Raw genomic sequence first — 25,942 nt, 5'->3', positions numbered from 1 at the left:
CCTAGCGCCCTCGCAAAAACAGTTTATCCAGCTCCGCCAGTGTAACCAGCGTCCAGGTTGGGCGCCCATGGTTACACTGGCCGCTGCGTTCCGTGGCTTCCATGTCCCGCAACAAGGAGTTCATTTCGGGTATGGTCAACTGGCGATTTGCCCGCACCGAACCATGGCACGCCATAGTGCCCAGAAGCTCATGGGTAACAGCCTCTACCCGGTCGCTCTGGCCGTGCTCAATCAGATCAGACAGTACATCCCGCACCAGCTGTTCGGTATCCGCGCCCCTGAGTAATGCGGGCACCTGCCTGACCGCCAGGGTCTCCGGCCCGATACGTTCAATCTGCAATCCTAGCTGTTGCAACTCTTCTCCATGGGTTTCCGCCAGCGCTGCTTCTTTCTGGCTGACGGCAAGGGACAGGGGCACCAGCAACGGCTGGCTCTTGAGGTCCTGTTCCGCCAGCGCGCGCTTCATCCGTTCATAGGTGATGCGCTCGTGGGCGGCGTGCATGTCCACAACAATCATGCCGGCGGTGCTTTGGGCCAGGACATATATACCGTGCAACTGGGCAATGGCATAACCCAGTGGCGGCTCGTCTGTATCTCCTCCTGCTGGCAGGTCTGCGGCGGTGGAGGGCCTTGCGGCGCCGCCGTCAAACGAAACCGGCTCTTGCCCGGCACTGACACCACCGCCCCCCAGGGACCGGTAAAACGCCATCTGGTCACTGGCCCGCCACTCCTGCCGGGGTGCTGCCTGCCCTCCGACCCCCCTTGTTCCAGCCTGACCGCCAAACGAAGGTGCATGCGACTGGCTGCTCCAGGCTTGCGGTTGGGATTGTGTGGCTGCATCAGCCGGGGCCTCCACCTGCCCCGCGACCTCCCCGCCGAAGGACTGGGCCATTGCACCCCGAAAATGATCGTCTGGCCGCACATCCGCCAGCGCTTTGTGCAAGGTGCGGAAAATAAAGTCATGCACCAGCCGGCCATCCCGGAAGCGCACTTCGTGCTTGGTGGGGTGTACGTTCACATCCACTGTGGCGGGGTCGACTTCAAGGTAGAGTACGAACGCCGGATGACGGTTGTTGTACAACACATCGCGGAAGGCCTGACGCACAGCATGGGCAACCAGCCGATCACGGATAACCCGGCCATTGACAAAGAAATACTGCAGATCAGCCTGGCTGCGTGAAAAGGTGGGCAGGGCTACCCACCCCCAAAGACGCAAACCTGTGGCTTCCGCATCAATGACCACCGCATTATCTACGAATTTCTGGCCACACAGGGCGCCAATGCGACGCTCCCTGTCCAGTGCGGACTGCGCCGGCCGGAGATTCTGAACAACACGCTGATTGTGGCGCAGGGTAAAACCCGCATTAAACCGGCTCAGCGCCTGACGTCGCACGCATTCTTCCACATGATTGAATTCGGTTTTTTCGGTGCGCAGGAACTTGCGCCGGGCGGGAGTATTAAAAAACAGATCACGAACTTCCACGGTGGTGCCTACCGGGTGCGCCGCCGGGGAGATTCGCGCGTCCATATCACGGCCTTCCACTTCCACCCGGGAAGCGGCCTCCTGCTGGTCGGTGCGGGATGTAAGGGTAAGGCGCGATACAGAGCTGATACTGGCCAGCGCTTCACCCCGGAATCCGAGTGACGCTACGGATTCGAGATCGTCGAGGCTGGATATTTTACTGGTGGCATGGCGGCTGAGCGCCAGCGGCAAGTCATCCTCGGCAATACCACTGCCGTCGTCACGCACCCGGATCAGTTTTACACCGCCCTGCTCCACTTCAACATCTACACGGTCTGCGCCGGCATCGAGCGCGTTTTCAACCAGTTCCTTGACAACGGATGCAGGGCGCTCAACCACCTCGCCCGCGGCAATCTGGTTTGCCAGCCGCGGCGAGAGCAATCGGATGGAGGGCATGTTTCGGGGCTACCTCTTGTTCAGTAACGATAATCAGGATGAGGGAATTCGAATCGTTTGCCCTACCATAACACGGTCATCCCTCAGGCCGTTAAACTGCATCAATTCGCTTACGGTGGTCTGGTTTTCCCGAGCCACGGCCGACAGCGTATCGCCACTGCGCACCTTGTACTGGCTTACACGGTTGCCATCCTGATTCTGTTTTTGCCACGCCAGCAGAGTGCCAGGCGGAGGCGTTTTGCGGAAATACTCATCAATGCCGCTCATGATGGCACCCGCCAGCTTTCGGCGATACCAGTCGGTAGCCAGGTTCTTTTCTTCCTGCGGGTTGGAGATAAAACCTGCCTCCACAAGAATCGAGGGGATATCCGGAGACTTGAGCACGGCAAATGCCGCCTGCTCAACGCCGGGCTTGTGCAGACGAGCCACACCGTCGAGCTTGCCCAGCACAGAACTGCCCACGCCCAGACTGGCATTGATGCTGGCTGTCATGGACAAATCGAGCAACACGCCTGCAAGCATGTCATCCCGCCCGTCCAGGGATACGCCGCCGGTGCCACCGATAAGGTCAGAACGATTTTCACTCTGTGCCAGCCAGCGCGCGGTCTCACTGGTGGCGCCGCGCTGGGAAAGCGCGAACACCGAGGCACCTTTGGGCTGAGGTGTACGGAACGCATCGGCATGCACAGATACAAACAGATCTGCATTGTACTTGCGAGCCAGAATGGTGCGATTTCTCAAGCCGATGTAGTAATCTCCGGTGCGCGTGAGCTTGGCAGTGTACCCTGGCTGTTTATTAATCAAATCCGCAAGGATGTGTGCCATTTTCAGCACCACATCTTTTTCCCGGGTTCCACGGGGGCCTATAGCACCCGGGTCCTCACCGCCGTGGCCCGCATCAATAACCACAATGACATCGCGCTTGCCGCTAGAATCGTGGGTTACCGTTGGCCTGGTTGCCTTTTCCAGGCGACTGCCACTCTCATCAATCAGATCCACCACCAGGCGGTGCCCATACTGCTGATTCGGTTCGAGCTGAAAACTCCGGGGCTTGATGTCGCTGGCGAGGTCCAGAACAACTCTCAAATCCGTGCCATTACGGGGTGCACTGCGAATACGGCGAACCGGGCTGCCAGACAGGTCGAGCTTGTCGAAATCTGCTCGTAGCCGGGTATTTTTAAGATCGATCACCAGGCGCGAGGGATTACTCAGTGCGAACATGTTGTGATCAACCTTGTCCTTGGTATCCAGTACCAGGCGGGTGTGATCCGGGGCTGGCCAGATACGGACGCCCTCCACCTGGGTCCCGGCCAGCACCGGCAAAGCAGCCAGGAGTAACCACACAGACACCAGGGCTGATGTTATTTTCATTGCCAGCTTCCGTTTTGTCATACCGATTGCCTGTTTATCCCGTGCCGGCCCGCCCGTTAGTGATCCGGCCCGACCAGTTCCAGTTCGTTCAACAGCGATGCGCCCAGTTCAGTACGGGCCCTGACAACTACTGAGCGCCCCTCACCCTGAGGCTCCAGATGAATTTCAAGATCCGGCTCAGGCAACAGCCCTTCGCCACGCTCAGGCCATTCAACAAGACAGACGCTCTCGCCATTGAAGTAATCCCTGATCCCCATATATTCCAGCTCTTCAGGGTCGCCCAGCCTGTACAAATCAAAGTGATACACGGGCGGCTCCAGATCCTCGTATGGTTCAACCAGAGTATACGTGGGGCTCTTCACCGCCCCTGCATGCCCCAGACCCTGGACAATCCCCCGGCTGAGTGTGGTTTTTCCCATCCCGAGTTCACCTTCGAGAAAAACAGTCAGGCCCTTGCCCGATTCCTTTGCCAGACGCGCCAACTCACCGCCCAGCTTCTCTGTCTCGGCTTCGGTATCCAGAAACAGCCTGCGTTCGTTCCCGAAAATGCTCATATCTCCTCCCCGCTGCTGTTACTGGCGGGCTCTGACTCCCGGAAAACCTGTGGTAATGCATCAATCACATCAGTAGGTATCAGACCCATATACCCTTTGCTTGCAGACGCTCTGCGGGCAGCCTCAAGATGCACTACCGCCCCGAGGATCGCGGCACGGGCCGGCGTTTCCGCACCCCGTGTGCAATCCGGCATTTGTGCATAAAGCGCACCGATAATCCCGGAAAGCACATCTCCCATGCCTCCGGTCGCCATGCCCGGATTACTGCCACCGGCAATATCCACAGTTTCGGGGCGGGAGGCGATAATCGTTCCGGCACCCTTGAGCAACACCACGCCGCCATAACGGGACTGCAATTTGCGGGCTGCGGAAATGCGATCCGCTTCCACTTCCGGCACCGGGCAACCCAGCAGCCTTGCGGCTTCACCCGGGTGCGGCGTCAGCACCTGGTTGCTGGCAGGCGTCACCACACGGGATGACAACAGGTTCAGAGCATCGGCATCGAGCACACGGGGTTTTCCGCTTTCGACCACCTGCTGCAACATCTGTTGCCCCCAGGAACTCTGCCCCAGACCAGGGCCGCACACGACCACGGTTGCCGCCGCAAGCAAGGCCGGTAATTCCGAGCCATGAATCAGGCCGTGAACCATCACCGACGGGCACCGTGCCAAAGCGGCAGTGACATGTTCGGGCCGGGTTGCCAGTGAAACCAGGCCGGCGCCGGAGCGCACAGCCGCTTCTGCCGCCAGCAAGCCGGCGCCGCCGAATCCGCGGTCGCCGGCTACAATCAGAACATGGCCGAACCGCCCTTTATGGGCGTTAGCTGGCCTGGCTGGCAACCAGTTCCGGACAGCCTGCCAGTGCTGTAACCTTGCGACGGGGTTTTCGCCACTCCCGGCAACACCGGTTTCAGCCTTCAGCGATTCAAAAATAACATCGCCACACACTGCCACTCCCTGGCCGGTGTACAGGCCAACCTTGCGGCCTATAAAGGTAACCGTCATGGTTGCCTGCACCACGTCACCTTCCACAGCGCCGGTGGTGGCATTCAGCCCGGAGGGCAGATCAACGGCGAGTACCGGAAGCCCTGAGTTGTTGCACCGCACAATCAGGCCTGCAAACGGCTCTCTGGGTGCACCCGACACGCCGGTACCGAGCATGGCATCAACAATCAGCCCGGCGGCTTCGAACAGGGAAGCCAGCTCCGGCTCGTCGATGTCTTCCAGTTGCCGCACTTCAACGCCATTCGCAATGGCCTTCTGCCAGGCCTTGCGGGCATCACCGGTTAACTTTTCCACCGGCGCAACGGCAACACAGTGCACGGTCAATCCATGCCGTACAGCATTGGCTGCCACCAGATAGCCGTCACCACCGTTATTCCCAGCCCCACAGAGAACCAGCAAGGGCTCGACACCGGGCCAGCGAACCAGCAACCGGCGAAATGCCGCCCGCGCTGCGGATTGCATGAGGTCAAAACCATCAACGCCCTGTTTTTCGATCACATATTGATCTATGCGGCGTACAGAATCGGCGGAAAACAGCGCATCTGATAAACTGCCTCCAGCGTGCTGTGGCATGAGCCTTTGCTCCCGTTACAGAAACCGGTTTAAGAAAATTGGCCAGCTATCTGTAAAGCATAGCAAAACCATGGAAAAGGTCATAACTTAATCAAATTAAATATCTGTACCCCCGGCTCCGGCATGGCGGGCACATTAACGGTACTTATGAGCACCACTGAAACAGACATTTTTCCAACACCCGAACTGGCTGATTTGCCTGCACTTATCCGGCAATGGGCCAAAGAACTCGGGTTTTCGGATGCGGGCATCACCAGGGCAGATACCGGTGAGCATGCCAGGCACCTGCAAGACTGGCTCGACAAGGGCTACCAGGGGGAGATGGAGTATATGGGCCATCACGGGGACAAGCGCTACACGCCGACATCCCTGGTGCCCGGCACGACCCGCGTCATCTCTGTACGCATGGATTACATGCCAACACCGGACAGCCCGAAAGAAGCGCTTACTAACCGGGAAAACGCCTATATTACCCGCTACGCTCTTGGCCGTGACTATCACAAGCTGATGCGGAAGCGGCTGGCCACCCTGGCAAAGAAGATTGACGATGTGGTGAGCGGCTATGATCACCGGGCTTTTGTGGACAGTGCTCCGGTGCTGGAGCGAGCGCTCGCGCAGCGGGCTGGGCTGGGCTGGATCGGCAAGAACAACATGCTGATACATCCGAAGGCGGGATCCTTCTTTTTTCTGGGTGAAATATTCACCAGTGCGCCTTTGCCGGTAGACTCCGCTTTTGCAACCGACCATTGCGGCAGTTGCTCTGCCTGCCTGGACATGTGCCCTACAGACGCTTTTGTGGGCCCCCATGAACTGGACGCCCGGCGCTGCATCAGCTATCTCACTATTGAACTTAAAGGCAGTATTCCGGAGGAATTGCGCCCGTTAATGGGCAACCGGGTTTTTGGTTGTGACGATTGCCAGCTTGTGTGCCCCTGGCAGAAGTTTCAGAAGCCGACCCGTGAAGACGACTTCCAGCCCAGGCACGGCCTGAACAACAGTTCGCTGGCGGAGCTGTTTTTGTGGACGGAAGAGCAGTTTCTGAAGCGCACGGAGGGTTCGGCTATTCGCCGAACAGGTTACGAGGGATGGTTGCGCAATCTGGCGGTTGGACTGGGCAATGCGCCTTCAACCATTCCGGTGATTGAGGCTCTGAAGCAGCGCGCGGACTATCCCTCAGAGATGGTCCGCGAGCATGTCCGATGGGCTTTGGCCCGGCACGGTTTATAGTTTGAAGAAGTGTTCCCGGTAGTGGCGCAGTTCGTTAATGGAATCGCGGATGTCATCCAGGGCCAGGTGGCTGCCCTGTTTTTTAACGCCTTCGAGTACGTCCGGTCGCCAGCGGCGGGCCAGTTCCTTGACGGTGGAGACGTCCAGGTTGCGGTAGTGGAAGAAGTCTTCAAGCTCGGGCATGTATTTCACGAGGAAGCGGCGGTCCTGGCCGATGCTGTTGCCGCACAGGGGGGACTGGCCTTTTTCCAGGTACTGTTTGAGGAAGGCCAGGGTTTTTTGCTCGGCTTCGGCTTCTGAAATTTTGCTTTCGCGCACACGGTTGGTGAGGCCGCTTTCGCCGTGAGTCCGGGTGCACCATTCGTCCATGGCGTCGAGCAGGCTGTCGGGTTGGTGGATGGCGATGACGGGGCCTTCGGCGATCAGATTCAGCTCGGAATCGGTGATGATGGTGGCCATTTCGATGATGCGTTCTTTTTCCGGGTCAAGGCCGGTCATTTCCAGATCAATCCATACCAGGTGGGTGCCTGCTGACATTCTTTTTTCCTCTTAATTCTCGGGCTTTGGAGTAGGTGGAGTGGTCGCTGGCTTTCCGGGAACCGCTACGAGCACATCCATGTGCGCTTGTCGTCGGCCATCCATGGCCGCCGGCATTCCCGGAAAGCCAGCGACCACTCCACTTCAACATTCCGTGATATATCCCGTATGGCTCAAGCAGACTTACAGGCACAAGACGCTGCCCTGCTTGGAAATTCGGTGATATGTTTTCTGTTAGTCGGCTGGATTAAAGCCGCACAAAGCTTATTAAAGTATGATGGCACAGCAACCACACCACTTACATCCGTGTTAACTGAGACCCTATGGCAAAACGGCAACTGAACAAGCAACAGCAATTCCGGATCAAGAAGATTCAGGAGGAACGTGCAGCCCGGGCAGCTCGTAAAGAGAAGGCCGTGCAGGCGCAGGCGGAGGCCGGCGAGCTGGGGCCCGAGCAGGAAGGGTTGATTATTGCCCACTATGGGCAGCAGCTGGATGTGGAAGCGCTGGAGGGTGAACACAAGGGTGAGGTTGTGCGCTGCTTTGTTCGGGCGAATATCGACAGCCTAGTAACAGGTGACCGGGTTATCTGGCGACCGGGCAAGAATGAGACAGGGGTGATTGTGGCCCGCTGCGAACGTAAAAATCTGCTGCAGCGGCCAGATAACTTCGGGGCGGTGAAACCGGTTGCAGCGAATATTGATCATATAATTCTGGTGATCGCGCCGGAGCCGGAGCCCCACGACAATCTCATTGACCGGTATCTGGTGGCCTCCGAGGTTACGGATATTCCCGCGGTGATTCTGCTGAATAAGACGGATCTGATCACGGATGACAACCGGGAGCAGATTGATGCGCTGCTGGCGCGTTATGCGGCCCTGGGTTATGAAATTGTTCGCACGTCTGCGGTGCAGTTCGATGGCGGGCCTTCGCCGGAGGTTGAGGCCCTGGTGAAGGGCAAGACCAGTGCCTTTGTGGGTCAGTCGGGGGTTGGCAAGTCATCAATTATTCAAACCCTGATGCCGGATGAGGCGATTCGTGTGGGTGCGGTTTCTGAAAGCACCGGCAAGGGGGTGCACACCACCACAACGGCCAAGCTGTTCCACTTGCCGATGGGCGGCGATCTAATTGATTCACCAGGTATCCGGGAGTTCGGTCTGTGGCATATGACGCCACAGGAAATCGAGTACGGGTTTCGCGAGATTCGTGAGGTGATGGGCTACTGCAAGTTCCGAAACTGCCGGCACATGGGGGACCCGGGGTGTGCCATTGATGCGGCCGTGGAGTCGGGCAAGCTCAGCCCTGAGCGGCGGCGCAGTTTTCACCGGATACTTCAGGACATGGCGGAACAGCAGTCCCGGGGCCTGAAAGTCGACTGATACGTTATTGCCGGGAGATCTACCAGTCCAGCTCGCCCGGGGCAGGCGTCTTTTTCTCCTCCAGCCATTCACCACTTTCCAGCTTTTCCATCGCTTTCTTTTGCTCTTCCTCCGAAGGGGCAGTGAGATCGATCAGGGGCGCACCTTTGGCACTGGCGCTGCTGTGAATGCTGCTTACGGTTTTTTTGTTGAGTACGATTATGGCTATGCGGCGGTTTACCGGCGCCGTGGGCTCGTCTTGATTAAACAGTACAGAATCGCTCAGCCCCACCACTCGTGCAATCTGCTGGGGACGCACACCACCGGCCACCAGAGCCCGGCGGGCGGTATTGGCACGATCTGCGGACAGCTCCCAGTTGGTGTAACCGGGGCGCCCGCCGAAAGGGGTGGCGTCGGTATGGCCGGTGATGCTGAGCTTGTTATCGACGGCTCCGAGAGTTTTTGCCAGTTCGAACAGGATTTCCTGGGAATAGTATTTCAGCTCGGCCTTGCCGCTATCGAACATGGGGCGACCGGAGCGATCCACGATCTGGATTCGCAGCCCCTCGTTTGTAATGTCGATCAACAGCTGGTCTTTGAACTCCTGCAGGGTTTCGTTCTCTTCAATGCGCTGTTTGAGCTCCTGAAACAGTTCTTCCATGCGGCGCTGTTCGAGAGTTTCCGAGAGGCTGTCCACCACGTTTTCACTGAGCGAAATATCGCTGGATTCAACATCCGGGCTGGCCTGGTTGATGACCGAGGCACTGCCCTCGAGATCTACTGGATTGGGAGATCCGCCCTCGGTAAAACCCACCGGGTCGCGAAAATAACCCTCCACCGCCTTCTTCTGCTCCGGAGAGGCGGTTGCCGTCAGCCAGAGCACCAGAAAGAACGCCATCATCGCGGTGGCGAAGTCTGCAAAAGCCACCTTCCACGAGCCACCATGATGGCCTGCGGCAACCACTTTTTTTCGCTTGATGATTATGGGTTGCTGTTCCACGGGCTCACTCCGGGCTCAGATTGCGCTATTTGCCACGCACATGGTCGTTCAGTTCCTGAAAGCCAGGGCGTTTGTCCGTAGGCAGCGCTTTGCGACCGAACTCGATGGCCATCTGGGGCGCCTGCCCGGAAACTGTCGCAACGATGGCGGATTTGACGCATTCGTAAGCTTTAAGTTCGTATTTCGCTGCGTGTTCCAGGGCAATGGATGTCGGGCCCACGAAGCCATACCCCATCCAGATACCCAGGAAGGTTCCCACCAGCGCCGCTGCCACGCTCAAACCAATGCGTTCAGGCCCTTCGGTGAGGAAGTTCATGGTAATAACAATGCCCAGCACAGCGGCCACGATGCCCAACCCCGGCAAGGCATCGGCAATTTTATTCACAGCATGGGCAGGTTCTTCAAGTTCGCGCTGGCGGCTGTCAATTTCGTTCTCCATCATGCCTTCCAGCTCATGGGTAGCCATATTGCCGGCGCTGATAATCCTCAGATAATCGGTAATAAAGGCAAGCAACTCTTTTGATTTCATGACTGCCGGATAGCGGCTGAAAATCTCGCTGGCTTCCGGATTATCTATATCTTCTTCTATGGACATGACGCCCTGTTTCCGGGATTTATCAAAGATTTCGTACAGCAGGCTCAGCAGGTCCATATAGTAGGATTTGTTGAAAGGTGAGCCAGTAAGCAGGCGCATGACACCGGAAAACACTTCTTTCACGGTATGAAGCGGGTTGGCAATTATAAAAGCACCAACGGCAGCGCCAAGAATGATAAGCAATTCGGTTGGTTGCCATAAAACCAGCAGATTGCCGCCATGGAGCATATAGCCACCAAGCACGCTGGCAATAACAATAATTGCGCCAATAATAAGTAGCATGGGAAGAATGCGGGCCTTTATATCAAGGTTTTCGGTTGGTGCCTGTCATAATCGCGTTTTTTCTGCTCTGATCATAGCAAGCTACTGCATTTCCGCGAAGCGATGAAACAATTTCTATACATTCACTACTTTCGGCAACACTCCTGCAGAACTATTTGATAAACTTCGCGCCTTTGAGCACCGAGGATCCCGATTAATGTTCGACAAGCTGTTCATTCTGAGCCAGTACCTTACTCCGCAGCTTGCGGTTTCCCGTATGGCTGGTCGCCTGGCAGACAATGACCGCAACCCCGAGCTCAAAAACCGGATCATCAAGTGGTTCATCAAGCGCTATGGCGTGGATATGAGTGAGGCCGCAGAACCGGATCCAACCGCCTATTCCAGCTTTAACGCGTTCTTTACCCGGTCGCTGAGGCCCGGCATTCGTCCTGTTGCTGAGGGCGATGATACTTTTGTCAGCCCGGTAGACGGTGCGATAAGCCAGCTGGGGCAGGTTGCCGGAGGTCGGGTTTTTCAGGCCAAGGGCCAGTCGTTCAGTCTGGTCGAGCTGCTCGGGGGTAACAAGGATCGGGCCAGGGTGTTCAGGGACGGCGAGTTTTCTACCATCTACCTTTCCCCCAAGGATTATCATCGCATCCATATGCCTTTGGCGGGCACGCTCCGGGAGATGATTTATGTGCCGGGCAAGCTGTTTTCGGTCAATCCGGTCACTGTGGAGAATGTGCCTAATCTGTTTGCTCGCAATGAGCGTGTTGTGTGTATTTTCGACACTGCGGCCGGGCCTATGGCGCTGGTTCTTGTGGGTGCGATGATTGTCGGCAGTGTTGAGACCACCTGGGCGGGGGTTGTGGCGCCCCAAAGCGGTGGCATAACGGCGTTTACTTATGAAGGTGAGAGTGCGGTTTCGTTTGCCAAAGGTGAGGAGATGGGACGGTTCCGGCTGGGCTCTACTGTGGTGATGGTTATGCCCAGGGGCAGTGTTAGCTGGAATGCCGGGCAGGTAGCGGGGAAGCGGGTTCGTATGGGTGAGGCATTTGGGCGAGTTGAGGCTTGATTGCATTCGGACTCTCTTAAGGCACTATCTTGAGTCCGGCATTGCCGGGAACCCCACTCCAAAACACGCTGTAAATACGTCCCTGTACGCTCCGCTCCGCCATCCCTGGCTCCGCAGGGTTTTGGAGTGGGGTTCCCGGCAATGCCCCGTAGCTTTTGTGTGGCCTTCACGCTCGCTCTAACGGGAATGCCAGCACATCCGAGATGTCGCGCGTGCCCGTCTTGAGCATTAACAAACGATCAAGCCCTAAAGCCACGCCTGAACATTCAGGTAAACCTTCTTCGAGAGCCGCCAGAAAGGCCTCATCTATCTCCATTTCGGGTTTTCCGGCGGCTTTCCGCAAACGGTTGTCGGCTTCGAAACGGGCGCGCTGTTCGTCCGGATTAGTGAGCTCCCAGTAGCCGTTGCACAATTCTAAGCCATCTATGTAGAGCTCAAAGCGGTGAGCTACGTCGAAGCCGTCGACGCTGGAGATTCTGGCCAGCGAGGCCTGGGAGGCCGGGTATTGGGTGATGAACACCGGCGTTTCGGTGCCCAGGTTGGGTTCAACGGCGAAGCTCATCAGCAAGTCCAGGCAGCCGTCGCGACTGAGGTCTTGCAGTTGTTCGGGTTCGAGCCACTCTCTGCAGCGTTGGCGCAGGTCGTTTTCGGTTACCGCAAAGGGGTCGATGCCGGCCCAGGTGATCATTGCCTGGCGGTAGCTTGTCGTCTTTGGCCGGGGGCATTGCAGCCAGCCGCACGCCAGGTCTGCGACTTCTTCCATCAGGGCGGTGTCGTCAAAGCCTGTGCGATACCACTCCAGCATGGAAAACTCGGGGTTGTGGCGGCTGCCGCGTTCACCGTTTCGGAAGACTTTCGAGATCTGGTAGATGGAGCCGGATCCCGCCGCCAGCAGGCGCTTCATGTGGTATTCCGGGGAGGTTTGCAACCAGCCCCCCTTGATGCCCCGGGCATCTATTTGTGCGGATATACCGTCGAGGTTGGGTTCGGTGACGCCGCAGCGGCCGAGCACCGGGGTTTCCACCTCCAGCACATTGCGTTGTGCAAAAAAGCCGCGCACAAAGGCTGATTGCTGTGCGCGGCTTTTCAGGGCTGCCCGGGAGGCAGTAGGCTGCCAGTCAGGCTGGTTTTTCATAGGGAGATCAGTTGTTTTTCACCCGGTTCATATATTCACCGGAGCGGGTATCCACTTTGACGACCTCGCCGATGGTGATGAACAGGGGCACGTTTACCACGGCGCCGGTAGACAGGGTTGCCGGTTTGGAACCGCCCTGGGCTGTGTCACCTTTCATGCCCGGGTCGGTTTCCACCACTTCCAGTTCCACAAAATTTGGCGGAGTGACTGTCAGGGGCGCGCCGTTATACAAAGTGACAGTGTATACATCCTGCTCTTTCAGCCACTTAACGGTGTCACCCACCGCTTTTGCGTCTGCTGCGTATTGCTCGAAAGAACCATCGGTCAGCATGAAGTGCCAGAATTCCCCGTCGGTGTAGAGGTATTCCATGTCGTGGTCCATTACGTCTGCCGCTTCAAGACTTTCACCGGACTTGAAGGTGCGTTCCCATACCCGGTTGGTCATCAGGTTGCGCAGCTTGACCCGGTTGAACGCCTGACCTTTGCCGGGCTTTACGATTTCGTTCTCGAGAATAATACAGGGATCGCCATCCAGTAATACTTTAAGACCGCCGCGGAATTCGTTGGTAGAATATGAAGCCATGAAATGCCCACCTGCCAAAAGACTGTTTAAAATTTAAAGGCCGCTATGATACAGCGAACCCCTGCCAGTATAGAAGTCCGGCTTTCGGGCGATGATAACCGGAACTGGCAGCAACTGCTTTCCGACTCGATTACCTGTCCGGAAGAATTGCTGACACGCCTGGGGCTGCCAGCTGCACGCTGGCTGACAGGAGCCAGGGCGGGACACCGCTTATTTCCGGTAAGAGTACCTGAACCTTTTCTGGCGCGAATGGAGTATGGAAACCCGGCAGACCCGTTGCTGCGACAGGTACTTCCTGTGGACCTGGAGTCGAACACAGCGAAGGGTTTTGTTACCGACCCGCTGCAGGAAGACAGCGCTATCCAGACTACGGGCCTTATCCGCAAGTACCGCAGTCGCGCCCTGCTGATGGTGACCGGCCAGTGCGCCATCAACTGTCGCTACTGCTTTCGCCGCCACTTCCCCTACGATGAACAGCGCCTGAGCCCTGCAGACCGGCGAAAGGTGTTGGATACGCTTTCCGAAAGCCCTGAACTCAATGAGGTGATTTTCAGTGGCGGTGACCCATTGGCGGTTAATGACCAGTTGCTCTCCCAGTGGTCTTCGGCCATCAGCAGCATTCCGCACATCCGGCGCATACGCCTGCACACCCGGCTTCCGGTGGTGATTCCGCAGCGTGTGTGTGACGCACTGCTGAAATGGATCAGCGAGACACCGGCACAGGTTGTGATGGTTTTACACATCAACCACCCTGCGGAAATCGACCTGCCAACCCGTCGGGCTCTGGGTTATCTCCGGTCAGCGGGCGTCACGCTTTTGAATCAAAGCGTGATTCTCCGCGGGGTCAATGATGATGCCGATGTGCTGGAAGAGTTGAGTGAGGTAATGTTTGATGCCGGGGTTCTCCCCTACTACCTGCACGCATTTGATCCTGTCGCAGGTGCTCAGCATTTCGATGTCACGGACGAGGAAGCCCGGTTGCTTGTTCGTGAATTACTGACCCGGCTGCCGGGATTCCTGGTGCCGCGACTGGTTCGCGAAGTGCCGGGAGAGCCGGCGAAAACGCCCATCGACCTGTTTGCAGGGGGCCGGTAAAAAAAGACTGGAGCAAATCTGGCCCGCTTTTACATGTCAAACATTGTCAATAGATGAATTTTTGGCTTTCGTGCACTGGTTTGCGTTTTTAAATTCCAGTAACGTCTATTTTGTAAAAATATGTATTTGCGGACTTTTCCTGATCGACTGGCGTTCAGCATCTTTTCACTGCTCGGTGCAGGAAGTTCCGTAATACCCACCTTGTCTTGATATTGGCGCATTTTAATGGAAGGCATGATCCTCAAACCAGAGCTCAGGGTTCCCGAACAGAAAACGGCAAGCCTGTCGTTCTGCGATACCACACCCAAAGCATTCAGGGCCTGGATCAACCAGCTTCCCATGGCCAATATCGGTGAAGTGTCGCGCCAGCTCTATCATGCGATTATTGAACTCAACCACCTGTTTCTTGCGCCCCAGTACCGCCTGCAGTTTCTTGAACTGATCAGAGAGAAGATTCACTTCGTTTGTGGTGAGCTATCACGGCATTATCTCGGGCTGGCAGTTGCCTTGCCGGAAAAACAGCGCAAAATCGCCAATCTGTCCCAGGCACTCCAGCTGCACCTGGCCAGCGGCTACAAATTGTGCATTCTGGAGGCACTGGACGACGGAGGGCTGGATAAAAACCGCAAGATGATTGCCATGGCCGTGCATCGGGCCACATCTGAACTTGCCCTGACCATTCTGCGCTCGCATCAGCTCTATTGCCCGAGCCCGGCCCAGAGCTGGCTGGAATGTCACCGCATGTTCCGGTTTGCGCACCGCAATAAGCTGTCCGGTGTGGCCATAGAGGACAACACCCTCAAACAAAGACAGGCAAGCACGGTCGCAGACAGCTACAAACGGCTTTTGCTTCTCGGCTGCGCAAGACCAAACCAGTTACGGCAGTCAGAACTGCTTCAGGCCTACGAGCTTTTTGAATCCTGGACGCAGCACACCCGCTGCGGCCCTGATATCGGTGACGACAGCCTGTTTGTGGTTAACCTGGAGCGGGACAACTCTCCGGTTTACAGAAGTCTTCTGGAGCAAAAGCCGGGTGAAGAGAGCTTTGGATTTGACACCAGAGACCTGGCGTCCCTGGTCTCCGAGTACCTGGATGCAAGGCTTCGCCAGCAACCAGCGCCGGAAACACTGAAAATACCCGGCAACGTCAATGAGACCCTGCTCACCCACCTGAGCCAGGCCCTTGGCATTCTGGCCAAAAGGAATTTCAACCGGATTGCCAGCCAGGGCACACTGGAGATCTGTGTCGGGCTCACCGCCGCGCACTATTTCATTGCCGGGGAAAAATCTTTCACCGAGTTTGTAACCGGCAACGACAATGGCCCGGAGGAAGAGGATAACGTTTTTATCCGGTCTTCCCGGGAGCGTAAAGATGCCTGGGCCAGCGCCCATGATGTGGCGCCAAGTGACGAGCGCCTGCATGCTGCAGACACGCCAATCAACTTTCGTGGCAGCTTCGGAAACACACCCGCATCAACAAACGGTAAAAACCGCCCCAGATCCCACTATGCACAACTGGTAAACACCAGTCCGGGTGGTTATTGCGTGTCATGGGAGGCAAGCGTCCCTCCTTCGATGCAGGCAGGTGAATTGCTTGGAGTGCGGGAACATCGCTCACACCCCTGGAGTGTTGCTGTGGTTCGGTGGATCCGGCAAATCCGCAACCAGGGAACCCAGATTGGCATCGAACTATTGGCCCCCAGCGGCTCCCCCTGTGGTGTACGCCTGATCCAGAAAGTTGGAAACAGCAGCGAATATCTGCGGGGCCTCCTGCTTCCCGAGATCAGTGTTGTCAACCAGGCCGCGACCCTGATTACGCCGCGGCTGCCCTTCCAGCCCGGAAGCCGGGTTTCCATGTTGTACGATGGCCGCGAAGAGCAGGGCCAGCTTACGAAAAAAGTGTCCTCCACCGGCAGCATCAGCCAGTTTGAGCTGAAACTGCAGAAGAATGCCGTAACCGCGTCGAGCACCGATGCCTCATCGTCATCCAGGGCCAGTGAGGACGAATTCGATTCCTTATGGCCGTCTCTGTAACCACCTCCTGCGGGGTACCGCGTTAAAACTCCGGAGACTTGTTATTAGTCTTCAACCCCTGCATCATTCAGCGTTAGTGACAGTCCGGTCCTGCAGTTCTTGCTCACGGTTTTCTGCAGCATACTGTATTCAATGCAGAGCGCAGCTTTGCTGTGGCCGGCCCAGCCAACCTGTATGACGAGAAGCCTTAGGAATGCAGAAACAGAACGCGACCGTACACCTCCTGATTCTCGACCCCTCACAGAATGATGCCGAATCCCTGATAAGCCTTCTGAGGAACGCGGGCAAAGCCACACGGGCACACCGCATAACCTCCGAAGAAGACCTGGAAGAGGCGCTAAAAAACAACAACTGGGACCTGCTGCTGGCTCGCGACGTGGAACAGGAATTTACCGCGGATGCAGCCCTGGCCATGATTCGTCGCATGGACAAAGACATCCCCTGCCTGTTCCTGACAGAGACAGAAAGCCGGGAAAGAACCGTGGCTGTCATGAAAGCCGGGGCACAGGGAACCGTGCAATTCGAACATAGTGATCTACTGATTCTCAAGGTGAAACGTGAGCTTGCCGCGCTTGAGGATCGCCGCCGGCGACGGGCGCTGGAGTCCCATCTGCGCGAAGCAGAACAGCGGTGCCAGTTGCTGCTGGAAAGCTCCAAAGACGCCATTGCCTACATCAATGACGGCATGCATATCTATGCAAACCAGTCTTACATGGAGTTTCTTGGTTACGACGACATAGATGACCTGATCTGCATTCCTGTTCTGGACACCCTCACTGCGGAAAGCCAGAACGACTACAAAGCCTTTATGAAGACCTTTGCCGAGAAAGGTGAAGATGGCATGACCATGAACTGCACTGCCAGGCGCAGTGATGGCCATGAGCTGAACGTAACCATGTCGGTATCCGCTGCCACCTACGACGGCGAAGCCTGCACCCAGATTGTGCTTCAGCCGGAGCATGGCGACGCAGAACTGGAAGAGAAACTTCGCGAGATCAGCAGCCAGGACCTCCTTACTGGTCTCTATAACCGCCAATACCTGATGAAAGAGCTCGAACAGGCGATCGCCAGGGCCGGCAGAAATAATCAGACCGGTGTTCTGGCCTATGTTGCTCTCGACAACTTTATGGCCATGAAGGGCCAGGTGGGCATTGCCGGCGCGGATCTGCTGTTGGGCGACCTGGCAAGCCTGCTGAAAAAGGAGGCCGGAGATGAGCTGATGCTGGCGCGCCTCAGCGATGACGCATTCGGCTTGATGTGCCTGCCCTGCGATGAAAAATCCATGGCCAGCCGGTGTGAGCAAATCCGCAAAGCGGTGGATGAATACCTGTTTGATATCAATGGCCGTACCGTTCCACTGACAGTCAGTATCGGCATTGCAGCCATTACTGAAAACTCGCCGAAAGCGGAAGAGCTTCTGGCCCGGGCACACGTTGCTTCTTCGGAGGTCCGCAAGCTGGAGGGGCATTCCCAGGGTAACAGTGTCCGTGTTTATAATCCGGCGGACTACGAAACACTGGATGAAAGCAATTCCATCGAGGCAATACTGAAGGCCCTGGATGAGAACCGGTTCCGGCTTCTCTTCCAGCCCATCATAAACCTCCGGGGCGAGGGTGAAGAGCATTACGAAGCCTTCGTAAGAATGCTCGATAAAGATGACAAAGAAGTCTCACCCTACGACTTCCTGCCACCCATGGGGCCGAGCGATACCGCCATCAAGATCGACCGCTGGGTGATTCTGCAGACCATAAAACAGCTTTCCAGCCACCGCTCCCGAGGCAACGATACCCGCATGTTCCTGAACGTAACGGCAGAGACGTTGCAGGATAAAACCTTTACTCCCTGGCTCAGTGTCGCGCTGAAAGCTGCTCGCCTGCCCGGTGATTCACTGATTTTCCAGATCCGCGAAGGCGACGCGAACAACTACATGAAACAGGCCAGGGAATTCACCAAAGCCCTGCACCAGTTGCACTGCAAGGTGTCTATTGCCCAGTTTGGGTGCGCGCTGAATCCGTTCAACACCCTGAAGCATATCGATACGGATTACGTGAAAATCGACGGTTCCTTTACGGAGGAAATCCAGAAGAGCGACGAAGCCAAAGAGCAGGTAAAGGAAATGGTGAAGAGCCTGCAAAGCGCCGGCAAACTCACCATTATTCCACTGGTGGAGAATGCCGGTGTTCTTGCCACACTCTGGCAGGCCGGTGTGAATTACATACAGGGCTACTATCTCCAGGCGCCGGTTCCGGAAATGAACTACGACTTCGGCGATAGCTGAGGCCCGGGACGGAAACGCGGGCTCAGAAACCGGCGCTTTTCAACCCCTGATTGGTTTCACTTTCGCGAAAACCAATCAGATACAGAATGGCATCCAGGCCAAGCGTGGAAATGGCATGGCGGGCAGACTCCTTGACCAGGGGCTTTGCACGGAACGCAACGCCCAGGCCCGCCTGGCTCAGCATTGGCAGGTCATTGGCGCCATCACCTACAGCAATCACCTGCTCACGGGCTATGTGCTCCTTCTCCGCAATCTCCAGCAGCAGTTCCGCCTTGCGTTTACCATCTACAATCTGGCCGGAAACCTCGCCAGTCACCTTGCCATCACGTATTTCCAGCTCGTTCGCATAAATATAATCAATACCCAGCCTGTTCTGAAGGTGCCGCGCAAAATACGTGAAACCACCGGAGAGAATGGCGGTACGGTAGCCCAGCGCCTTAAGGATCCGGATCAGGCGTTCCGCGCCCTCTGTCATCTTCAGCCGGCTGGCGACGCTTTCAAGCACAGACTCATCCAGCCCTTTAAGCAGTGCAAGCCGCTCGGCAAAACTCTGGCTGAAATCCAGCTCTCCCTGCATGGCGCGCTCGGTAATCTCCGCGACCTGGTCACCAACACCGGCTTCCCGGGCCAGTTCATCAATCACCTCCGCTTCAATAAGGGTGGAATCCATATCGAAAACCACCAGGCGGCGGTTCCGGCGGAAAATGGAATCCTCCTGAAACGCAATATCCACATTCATCTCGCCCGCTATATGCAGAAAATCAGCTCTCAGCTGTTCGAGGTCCGATGGCGTACCCCGCACTGAAAATTCCACGCAGGCAATACCATCACTGGATGTGTTGAGCGATGGCCTGGCAGACAGCCTGGAAATATTGTCAATGTTCAATCCATGACGGGCGGTAATCGCCGATACCCGGGCAATCTGTTCGGCCTTGATGTCACGGGAAAGCAGGGTAACGATATAACAGGCCCGGTTACGGCCTTCAGCCCAGAGTTCGTATTCTTCGATGGTGATGGGCGCAAACCGGACCTGCAGATCCAGCGCATGAAAACGAAACAGCAGATCACGGATCACCGGCGAGGATTTCGATTCATCCGGAATTTCGATCAGTATTCCCCAGGTTAGATGGTCGTGGATAACCGCCTGGCCTATATCGAGAATCCGGACATCGTACCGCCCCATGATGCCGGTAATTTCCGAAGTGAGCCCGGGCTTGTCGCGCCCGGATACATTGATCAGAACAAGTTCACTCACTGTCGGGATTCTCCTCTTCCTTTAAACGGGCAGCGGAAGGAATAACATCAACGGCGTCAACCCGCTGCAGGCCTCGGGGCAGCTTGTGTCCACGACGCCCGCGCTCACCAAGATAATGCTCGAGATCGGCGAACTGGAGCCCCATTTTGCGCTTGCCTGCGCGTATCTCAAGCTGGTCATCCTCTGCGAAGACAGCCACGGCAACCACATATTCCTCACGGTTCTGAACCCGCGCAGAGGGGATGCTGATGATCTTGTTACCTTTACCTTTGCTCAGTTCCGGCAGTTCATTCAGCGGGAACACGAGCATCCTGCCTTCATTGGAAATCGCAGCCAGGTAAAGCGCTTTTTCAGTCGCCGGAATCAACAGGGGCTGCATGATCTTTGCCCCTTTCGGCACACTGACCACCGCTTTGCCGTTGCGATTCTTACTGATCATATCGCCCAGCGATGTCACGAACCCATAGCCGCCATCGGTCACCAGCAGAGCCTTGCGGGCCGGGTCTCCCATCAGCAGGCCGGAAAAGCCGGCACCGGAGGGCGGGTTGATCCGCCCGGTCAAAGGTTCCCCCTGCCCTCTGGCAGAAGGCAGGCTGTGCGCCATCAGCGAGTAGGCGCGGCCAGTGGAGTCGAGAAAGATCGCCTGCTGGTTATTACGACCGTGGGCTGCCAGGGCAAAACTGTCACCGGCCTTGTAGTTCAGACCAAGCGGGTCAATATCGTGGCCTTTGGCGGCGCGCACCCAGCCTTTATCCGACAGAACCACGGTAACCGGGTCGTTGGACACCAGATCGTTCTCACTGAACGCGCGAGCCTCTTCACGCTCAACGATCGGCGAACGACGATCATCGCCGTAGGTTTCGGCATCGGCCTGCAGTTCACTCTTGATCAGTTCACGCAAGCGGTCTTCGGAGCCGAGTATTGCCTGGAGTTCGTCCCGCTCTGCGGCCAGTTCGTCCTGCTCACCACGGATTTTCATTTCCTCAAGCCTGGCCAGATGGCGCAGCTTCAGCTCAAGGATGGATTCGGCCTGATCCGGAGATAATCCGAACCGCTCCATCAACACCGGTTTGGGCTTGTCTTCGGTGCGGATGATATGGATGACTTCATCGATATTCAGGTAGGCAATCAGCAAGCCTTCCAGAATGTGCAGGCGCGCCAGTACCTTATCGAGGCGGTGCTGCAAACGGCGGGTCACGGTGGTGCGCCGGAACGCCAGCCATTCCGTAAGCATCTGGCGCAGACCTTTCACCCCCGGGCGGCCATCATTGCCAATAACGTTGATGTTCACCCGGTAGGTCTTCTCAAGATCCGTGCTGGCAAACAGATGCGCCATCAGCCCCTCAAGATCAACGCGGTTGGAACGCGGTACGATCACCAGCCGGGTCGGGTTCTCATGGTCGGACTCGTCCCGGAGGTCTGCCACCATGGGCAGCTTTTTGGTTTGCATCTGCTGCGCAATCTGCTCCAGCACACGATTACCGGAAACCTGGTGCGGCAGGTCGGTAACCACAATTTCGCCACTTTCCCGAATCCAGCGTGCGCGCATGCGCAGCGAACCCCGACCGGTCTCGTACATCTGACGCAGATCTTTTCGCGGCGTAATGACTTCTGCGTATGTCGGGAAATCCGGCCCTTTGACGTGCTCACACAACTGCTCAACCGTTGCGTCGGGGTCGTCCAGCAACCGGATGCAGGCGGCGGTGACTTCCCGCACGTTATGGGGCGGAATATCCGTTGCCATACCCACGGCAATACCGGTAGTGCCGTTAAGCAGCACATGGGGTAGCCTTGCAGGCAGCACCGAGGGTTCATCCATAGTGCCATCAAAGTTGGGCACCCAGTCTACGGTGCCCTGCCCAAGCTCTGTGAGCAGAACATCAGAGAAACGCGCCAGCCGCGATTCCGTGTAACGCATGGCGGCGAAGGATTTGGGATCGTCGGGCGCACCCCAGTTACCCTGGCCATCGACAAGCGGGTAGCGATACGAAAACGGCTGCGCCATAAGTACCATGGCTTCGTAGCAGGCACTGTCGCCGTGGGGGTGAAACTTGCCGAGAACATCCCCCACGGTGCGGGCAGACTTCTTGTACTTGGAGGTGGACTTGAGCCCCAGCTCTGACATGGCATAGATGATCCGCCGCTGAACCGGCTTCAGCCCGTCCCCGACATTGGGAAGTGCGCGGTCAAGAATGACGTACATGGAGTAGTCGAGATAGGCTTTTTCCGTGTAGTCCCTGAGTGATACCCGCTCAAAGCCTTCATCCGTTGTCTGAAACTCTGGCATGGATGCCTCTTTTATTGCCTGAATTGCCTGAATTTACAAGGAGTTCGCGATGCTGCCTTTTGCACCCCGGATAATCACGGGCGTGGCGCAGTGGGACATTATATGGAGCGGCGGGCGGATACACCAATAACCTGAGGATTTATTGGGTTAAACTGCCCTTCGGAACCTGCCACCCGCAATTCCAATAGCGGAATTCCCGCATGGAGAGACTGTAAGGTGCGCCGTATGCTCATTGTCGTTAACGAGTAGAACAGCGTTTTCCTCTCAAACAAGCGGACCACTATGACACCCAATTTGAAAGCCTGCTGGCAAGCGATGGCTACAGCAATGGTCAATGCGGCATTAGCCGTGGCGCTGATGCTTCTTGTGGAATTTGCAATCAGTGGGAGCTTCCAGGTTTCTGCAGCCTATCTCGGTGCAGGCTTGCTGATATGGCTGGTTATCTTTGCTGCCCAGTTCTGGCGCCAACGGCGCCTTTGTCGCGCCTGCGACACCAATCGGGAAGCAGCAACCCCGCCACGCCAAGGCCTTCATCCCGACGCCTGACGCCCCCACCTCATCTTTTCCCGGCAATCAGACCAGCCCGGCTTTTTGCGGGTATACACAAGAACCGGAAACAATTACAGGCCGCTTCCGGAGCTAACTCCGGAAGCGGCCTGTAATCACCGCACTGGAAAACGTTACTGGCGAATGCCCTCAACTGAAATACTGATCTCTACAGTTTCAGACGCCTTTCCGAGGTTCGTTGGTATCCCGAAGTCCTCAAGACGCAACTCGGTTTCCGCTTCGAATCCCATGCGGTAACCTCCCCAGGGATCCTTACCGTGGCCGAGCATTTCCACGTCCAGAGTAACCTCGCGGGTTACACCACGCAGCGTGAAGTCGCCAACAATATCCGCCTCGCCTTCGTCATCAACAATTACCCGCTTACTTTTGAAGCTCGCTTGTGGGTATTCACTTACATGCAGGAAATCTTTTCCGCGCAGGTGTTTATCACGCTCGGCGTGGTTGGAATCCAGGCTGGATGTATCAATGGTTACGCTAACCGAGCTGTTTTCCGGGTTTTCAGCATCGTAAACGAACTGGCCATCAAAATCGTTGAAACGACCATAGAGCCAGCTGTAACCCAGGTGGGAAATCCTGAACGTAATAAACTGGTGGGCGTCCTTTTTATCAAACGCGTAGGTGCCGCTGTGTTCATTGGCCTGAACACTTCCTGTCACCGCCATGGCAACAGCCGAAGCCAGCAGTATTCTCTTCATAGCATTCTCCTTTTGGATCCCATCGAAATCATTTAAATCAGGCGCACCGGGTACCGGCGGCGCCATACAAATCACTTATTCCTGCGCACCGGAACCAGTATCCGGCGCAGCGTTTCATCGCGGTCAACCAGGTGATGTTTCAGCGCGCCCAGGGCATGAACGGCGGCAAGTGCAACCAGTGCCCAGGTGCTCCAGTAGTGCACCACCCCTGCAATGTCTTCAAGGCCTTTTATCTGGCCGGTCACTGAGGGAACGTCAAACCAGCCAAACACACTCACTGATGAGCCATCCGCGGTTGAGATCAGAAAACCGCTCACCGTGGCCACAAAAATCAGAAAATACAGCAATGCATGGGCGGCATGTGCGCTGAGAGTCTCCCAACGCTTGTGCCCTGCTATCGGCTTTGGCGATGCTGAAAAAATGCGCCAGAACAAACGAAGCGCCATCAAACCAAACAGCAAAGCGCCGATGCTGCGATGAATATCCGGAGCGCGGCGATACCAGTCGTCGTAGTACGACAAGTCCACCATCCAGAAACCCAAAGCAAACAATCCGATAACTGCCACAGCAGCAACCCAGTGAATCACGATCGCCAGTAATCCGTAACCGGCGGAGGTATTGCTCATTTGCATAACAGCCGAGACCTCGTTTTGCTGTCAGTGACTGAAGAGCCGGAGTATAAGGACCCGCATTCATAAAGAAAAACGCAATGTTTTGCCGCCCTTCATCAAAAAATCTGACCATGTCATATCCGCCATTCCTTCTCGCGCCCTGTCAGGCTCCCTCCGGATTTGGCTTTGGTCGCATACGGGTTTTACGGATTGTTGAAATATATAAAACAGATAGGCTTTAACCATGCTGTATTACCCAGGTGGGGCCAGACTTAACTAGAGGACAGGACATGGAACTTGAATTCGACGAATCCGTAGTAATCCCGAGTAATAACTGATTATCCGGCGGCCCTTGTCGTAACGGGCCGCCACACTCTTTTCCGCAGTGCATACCCTCCAAAACCCGCGAACTGTTTCCGGTTTGTTCATGAAACAGTGGTAATGCTTCGCGTTTTTTGGCAATCTCCTTCCAACTATCAGTTTAATCTGACGTTTTCAGCTCTCAGCCGACTTTGATCAGTGATCAGTTCAGGGGCACCTCTACTCGCACCTGATGTATTCGTTCGATGATTTAAAACACACTATGCAGCCAGCAACCCCGGAGACTCCAAGAGACCCCGAAGTGGATCTGATATCGTCCATGCTTCACAGTAATGGCGAATTCTGGACAGCCAACTTTCGCGGACTCAAGCTGAGAACAGCTTTTCAGCCGATTTACAGCATTTCCCACAAACGCACGGTGGGCTACGAAGCACTGATACGGGCACTGGATCCGGATGATGCTAACGTTCTGCCAATACACCTTTTCGAGCTGCCGGCATCCGATGCGGAAACCCTCCTGCTGGACAGGCTGTGTCGCTATTTGCATATCCGCAACTACAGCGGCATACAGGACCAGCTCAACTGGCTGTTTCTGAACGTTTCTCCCCGGGTTGTTACCAGCGGCAGCCAGGCAGATTCGTTTTTTGGAAACCTGTTAAAACAAACCAGGCTGCCGCCCCACCGGATTGTTATCGAAATTGTTGAACAGCCAACCGACGATGCAGACCGCCTGCGCGAAACCGTCGCCTATTACCGCAAGCTGGGCTGTCTCACTGCTATAGATGACTTCGGCGCCGGGCATTCAAACTTTGAACGCATCTGGAACCTGTCACCCGACATCGTCAAGCTCGACAGAAAACTGCTGACGCGGGCTACTGAAGATCACAAGGCACGACAGATACTGAATGGCATTGTTTCACTGCTGCACCAGTCCGGGTGCCTGGTATTACTGGAGGGGGTGGAAACCAGCGACCAGGCCATGATCGCCATTGATGCCGGTGTCGACTTTGTTCAGGGGTTCTATTTTTGCCGGCCCAGCACCGACCTGGCCCGGCTTGGTAATGCAACGGCAGACTTTGACCAGTTGCTGAAGGATTATAAAGCCCGTCATCAGATCACGCGGGACCCGACCAGCCAGTTGGTGGATTTCTTCTGGAAGGATTTCCAGGATGCAATTGCCCGCCTCCAGGCCGGTGCGCGGATGGCACAGGCGTGTAATACCCTGCTGAGCCACCCCACGGTGTCCCGCTGCTATCTGGCTGATGAGAACGGGGTTCAGATTGATGATACGCTCGTATCAGAGACCAGGGCCCGGGATCTGGATCCGCGTTTCAAGCCTCTGGAGAGCACGGCCAAGGCAGACTGGTATCGGCAGCAGTACCTCAGGCAAGCGCTGGCCCAACCGGACACCTTGCACATTACAGCCCCCTACCTGTGCGTAACCGGCGTCTATATGTGCGTAACCCTGTCACTCTGTTTCAGCAACAAGGGTGAGCGGCGGGTGCTTTGCTGCGACATCCTGGCTAACGCGCCCGCCTCGGCCATGAGCCCGGGCTGACTCCGTACGCCCTGCAGTAACCGCAACTGCTACCAGACCACTAAACACGT

21 protein-coding genes are annotated in these 25,942 nt (G+C 56.3%); 8 read left to right on the top strand and 13 right to left on the bottom strand.

The window, feature by feature from the left end; all coding sequences use genetic code 11:
- Window position 1 precedes the first annotated feature (1 nt).
- The 4 genes from mutL to CDH48_RS02155 are packed head-to-tail and all read right to left on the bottom strand — an operon-like array spanning window position 2 to window position 5,420.
- Complete coding sequence (mutL, locus tag CDH48_RS02170) at window positions 2–1,918, bottom strand: DNA mismatch repair endonuclease MutL (protein WP_100687047.1); 1,917 nt, start codon at window positions 1,916–1,918, stop codon at window positions 2–4.
- 33 nt (window positions 1,919–1,951) lie between these two features.
- Window positions 1,952–3,289: an N-acetylmuramoyl-L-alanine amidase gene (locus CDH48_RS02165; protein WP_227520890.1), complete on the bottom strand. Its 1,338-nt coding sequence runs from the start codon at window positions 3,287–3,289 to the stop codon at window positions 1,952–1,954.
- A gap of 56 nt (window positions 3,290–3,345) precedes the next feature.
- Complete coding sequence (gene tsaE / locus CDH48_RS02160; protein ID WP_100687045.1) at window positions 3,346–3,843, bottom strand: tRNA (adenosine(37)-N6)-threonylcarbamoyltransferase complex ATPase subunit type 1 TsaE; 498 nt, start codon at window positions 3,841–3,843, stop codon at window positions 3,346–3,348.
- Window positions 3,840–5,420 (bottom strand): NAD(P)H-hydrate dehydratase, encoded by a 1,581-nt coding sequence (locus tag CDH48_RS02155; RefSeq protein WP_100687044.1) that lies wholly within the window; start codon window positions 5,418–5,420, stop codon window positions 3,840–3,842. Before CDH48_RS02155 ends, tsaE begins: the two co-directional genes overlap by 4 nt.
- A 147-nt stretch (window positions 5,421–5,567) precedes the next feature.
- On the opposite strand from CDH48_RS02155, the gene queG reads away from it, so the two are divergent.
- A complete protein-coding gene (gene queG, locus CDH48_RS02150) occupies window positions 5,568–6,647 on the top strand; it encodes a tRNA epoxyqueuosine(34) reductase QueG (RefSeq protein WP_100687210.1) in 1,080 nt (359 codons plus the stop codon).
- Here the strand turns inward: queG and orn are convergent.
- A complete protein-coding gene (gene orn, locus CDH48_RS02145) occupies window positions 6,642–7,184 on the bottom strand; it encodes an oligoribonuclease (protein WP_100687043.1) in 543 nt (180 codons plus the stop codon). The genes queG and orn overlap by 6 nt on opposite strands.
- Window positions 7,185–7,507: 323 nt before the next feature.
- Here orn and rsgA point away from each other — a divergent pair, with 323 nt between their 5' ends.
- Window positions 7,508–8,563 carry a small ribosomal subunit biogenesis GTPase RsgA gene (gene rsgA, locus CDH48_RS02140; protein ID WP_100687042.1) on the top strand — a complete coding sequence of 352 codons (1,056 nt, stop codon included), beginning with the start codon at window positions 7,508–7,510 and terminating at the stop codon, window positions 8,561–8,563.
- A gap of 19 nt (window positions 8,564–8,582) precedes the next feature.
- On the opposite strand, the gene motB is transcribed toward rsgA, so the two are convergent.
- Window positions 8,583–9,542 carry a flagellar motor protein MotB gene (motB, locus tag CDH48_RS02135; protein WP_100687041.1) on the bottom strand — a complete coding sequence of 320 codons (960 nt, stop codon included), beginning with the start codon at window positions 9,540–9,542 and terminating at the stop codon, window positions 8,583–8,585.
- Between the two features lie 25 nt (window positions 9,543–9,567).
- On the bottom strand, window positions 9,568–10,419 hold the full coding sequence (motA, locus tag CDH48_RS02130; protein WP_100687040.1) for a flagellar motor stator protein MotA: 852 nt from the start codon (window positions 10,417–10,419) through the stop codon (window positions 9,568–9,570).
- Window positions 10,420–10,615: 196 nt separating this feature from the next.
- Here motA and asd point away from each other — a divergent pair, with 196 nt between their 5' ends.
- A complete protein-coding gene (gene asd / locus CDH48_RS02125) occupies window positions 10,616–11,473 on the top strand; it encodes an archaetidylserine decarboxylase (protein WP_100687039.1) in 858 nt (285 codons plus the stop codon).
- Between the two features lie 166 nt (window positions 11,474–11,639).
- On the opposite strand, the gene epmA is transcribed toward asd, so the two are convergent.
- Together epmA and efp are read right to left on the bottom strand one after the other, a co-directional pair.
- Complete coding sequence (gene epmA / locus CDH48_RS02120) at window positions 11,640–12,608, bottom strand: EF-P lysine aminoacylase EpmA (RefSeq protein WP_100687038.1); 969 nt, start codon at window positions 12,606–12,608, stop codon at window positions 11,640–11,642.
- A gap of 7 nt (window positions 12,609–12,615) precedes the next feature.
- The gene (gene efp, locus CDH48_RS02115; RefSeq protein ID WP_100687037.1) at window positions 12,616–13,191 is read right to left on the bottom strand and encodes an elongation factor P; all 576 of its coding nucleotides are present in this window, start codon (window positions 13,189–13,191) and stop codon (window positions 12,616–12,618) included.
- 45 nt (window positions 13,192–13,236) lie between these two features.
- Here efp and epmB point away from each other — a divergent pair, with 45 nt between their 5' ends.
- The 3 genes from epmB to CDH48_RS02100 all read left to right on the top strand — a co-directional run bounded on the left by epmB (window position 13,237) and on the right by CDH48_RS02100 (window position 18,598).
- Window positions 13,237–14,286: an EF-P beta-lysylation protein EpmB gene (gene epmB / locus CDH48_RS02110; RefSeq protein WP_100687036.1), complete on the top strand. Its 1,050-nt coding sequence runs from the start codon at window positions 13,237–13,239 to the stop codon at window positions 14,284–14,286.
- Window positions 14,287–14,511: 225 nt separating this feature from the next.
- Window positions 14,512–16,320 carry a GTPase gene (locus CDH48_RS02105; RefSeq protein WP_100687035.1) on the top strand — a complete coding sequence of 603 codons (1,809 nt, stop codon included), beginning with the start codon at window positions 14,512–14,514 and terminating at the stop codon, window positions 16,318–16,320.
- A gap of 193 nt (window positions 16,321–16,513) precedes the next feature.
- On the top strand, window positions 16,514–18,598 hold the full coding sequence (locus CDH48_RS02100; RefSeq protein WP_100687034.1) for an EAL domain-containing response regulator: 2,085 nt from the start codon (window positions 16,514–16,516) through the stop codon (window positions 18,596–18,598).
- 22 nt (window positions 18,599–18,620) lie between these two features.
- Here CDH48_RS02100 and serB read toward each other — a convergent pair whose 3' ends face one another.
- Together serB and parC are read right to left on the bottom strand one after the other, a co-directional pair.
- Entirely contained in the window at window positions 18,621–19,853 is a 1,233-nt protein-coding gene (serB, locus tag CDH48_RS02095; RefSeq protein WP_100687033.1) for a phosphoserine phosphatase SerB, read from the bottom strand.
- On the bottom strand, window positions 19,846–22,140 hold the full coding sequence (gene parC, locus CDH48_RS02090; protein WP_100687032.1) for a DNA topoisomerase IV subunit A: 2,295 nt from the start codon (window positions 22,138–22,140) through the stop codon (window positions 19,846–19,848). Before parC ends, serB begins: the two co-directional genes overlap by 8 nt.
- A gap of 282 nt (window positions 22,141–22,422) precedes the next feature.
- Between parC and CDH48_RS02085 the strand changes: the two genes are divergently transcribed.
- The gene (locus tag CDH48_RS02085; protein ID WP_100687031.1) at window positions 22,423–22,686 is read left to right on the top strand and encodes a hypothetical protein; all 264 of its coding nucleotides are present in this window, start codon (window positions 22,423–22,425) and stop codon (window positions 22,684–22,686) included.
- 134 nt (window positions 22,687–22,820) lie between these two features.
- Here the strand turns inward: CDH48_RS02085 and CDH48_RS02080 are convergent, their stop codons facing one another.
- Window positions 22,821–23,402 (bottom strand): YceI family protein, encoded by a 582-nt coding sequence (locus tag CDH48_RS02080; RefSeq protein ID WP_100687209.1) that lies wholly within the window; start codon window positions 23,400–23,402, stop codon window positions 22,821–22,823.
- 71 nt (window positions 23,403–23,473) lie between these two features.
- Window positions 23,474–24,034 (bottom strand): cytochrome b, encoded by a 561-nt coding sequence (locus CDH48_RS02075; protein WP_100687030.1) that lies wholly within the window; start codon window positions 24,032–24,034, stop codon window positions 23,474–23,476.
- 562 nt (window positions 24,035–24,596) lie between these two features.
- On the opposite strand from CDH48_RS02075, the gene CDH48_RS02070 reads away from it, so the two are divergent.
- Window positions 24,597–25,892 (top strand): EAL domain-containing protein, encoded by a 1,296-nt coding sequence (locus tag CDH48_RS02070; protein WP_227520889.1) that lies wholly within the window; start codon window positions 24,597–24,599, stop codon window positions 25,890–25,892.
- Window positions 25,893–25,942: the final 50 nt, after the last annotated feature.

This window comes from Marinobacter aromaticivorans, assembly GCF_002806975.1.
Lineage (GTDB): Bacteria > Pseudomonadota > Gammaproteobacteria > Pseudomonadales > Oleiphilaceae > Marinobacter > Marinobacter aromaticivorans.
This window is presented reverse-complemented; position numbering and strand designations above follow the sequence as displayed.

Coding starts and splice junctions, on each gene's coding strand:
- efp (WP_100687037.1), bottom strand. CDS start 13,191: ATGGCTTCATATTCTACCAACGAATTCCGCGGCGGTCTTAAAGTATTA.
- CDH48_RS02085 (WP_100687031.1), top strand. CDS start 22,423: ATGACACCCAATTTGAAAGCCTGCTGGCAAGCGATGGCTACAGCAATG.
- rsgA (WP_100687042.1), top strand. CDS start 7,508: ATGGCAAAACGGCAACTGAACAAGCAACAGCAATTCCGGATCAAGAAG.
- parC (WP_100687032.1), bottom strand. CDS start 22,140: ATGCCAGAGTTTCAGACAACGGATGAAGGCTTTGAGCGGGTATCACTC.
- tsaE (WP_100687045.1), bottom strand. CDS start 3,843: ATGAGCATTTTCGGGAACGAACGCAGGCTGTTTCTGGATACCGAAGCC.
- CDH48_RS02080 (WP_100687209.1), bottom strand. CDS start 23,402: ATGAAGAGAATACTGCTGGCTTCGGCTGTTGCCATGGCGGTGACAGGA.
- CDH48_RS02165 (WP_227520890.1), bottom strand. CDS start 3,289: ATGAAAATAACATCAGCCCTGGTGTCTGTGTGGTTACTCCTGGCTGCT.
- motA (WP_100687040.1), bottom strand. CDS start 10,419: ATGCTACTTATTATTGGCGCAATTATTGTTATTGCCAGCGTGCTTGGT.
- CDH48_RS02070 (WP_227520889.1), top strand. CDS start 24,597: ATGCAGCCAGCAACCCCGGAGACTCCAAGAGACCCCGAAGTGGATCTG.
- CDH48_RS02155 (WP_100687044.1), bottom strand. CDS start 5,420: ATGCCACAGCACGCTGGAGGCAGTTTATCAGATGCGCTGTTTTCCGCC.
- CDH48_RS02075 (WP_100687030.1), bottom strand. CDS start 24,034: ATGCAAATGAGCAATACCTCCGCCGGTTACGGATTACTGGCGATCGTG.
- CDH48_RS02100 (WP_100687034.1), top strand. CDS start 16,514: ATGCAGAAACAGAACGCGACCGTACACCTCCTGATTCTCGACCCCTCA.
- asd (WP_100687039.1), top strand. CDS start 10,616: ATGTTCGACAAGCTGTTCATTCTGAGCCAGTACCTTACTCCGCAGCTT.
- CDH48_RS02105 (WP_100687035.1), top strand. CDS start 14,512: ATGGAAGGCATGATCCTCAAACCAGAGCTCAGGGTTCCCGAACAGAAA.
- queG (WP_100687210.1), top strand. CDS start 5,568: ATGAGCACCACTGAAACAGACATTTTTCCAACACCCGAACTGGCTGAT.
- orn (WP_100687043.1), bottom strand. CDS start 7,184: ATGTCAGCAGGCACCCACCTGGTATGGATTGATCTGGAAATGACCGGC.
- mutL (WP_100687047.1), bottom strand. CDS start 1,918: ATGCCCTCCATCCGATTGCTCTCGCCGCGGCTGGCAAACCAGATTGCC.
- epmA (WP_100687038.1), bottom strand. CDS start 12,608: ATGAAAAACCAGCCTGACTGGCAGCCTACTGCCTCCCGGGCAGCCCTG.
- epmB (WP_100687036.1), top strand. CDS start 13,237: ATGATACAGCGAACCCCTGCCAGTATAGAAGTCCGGCTTTCGGGCGAT.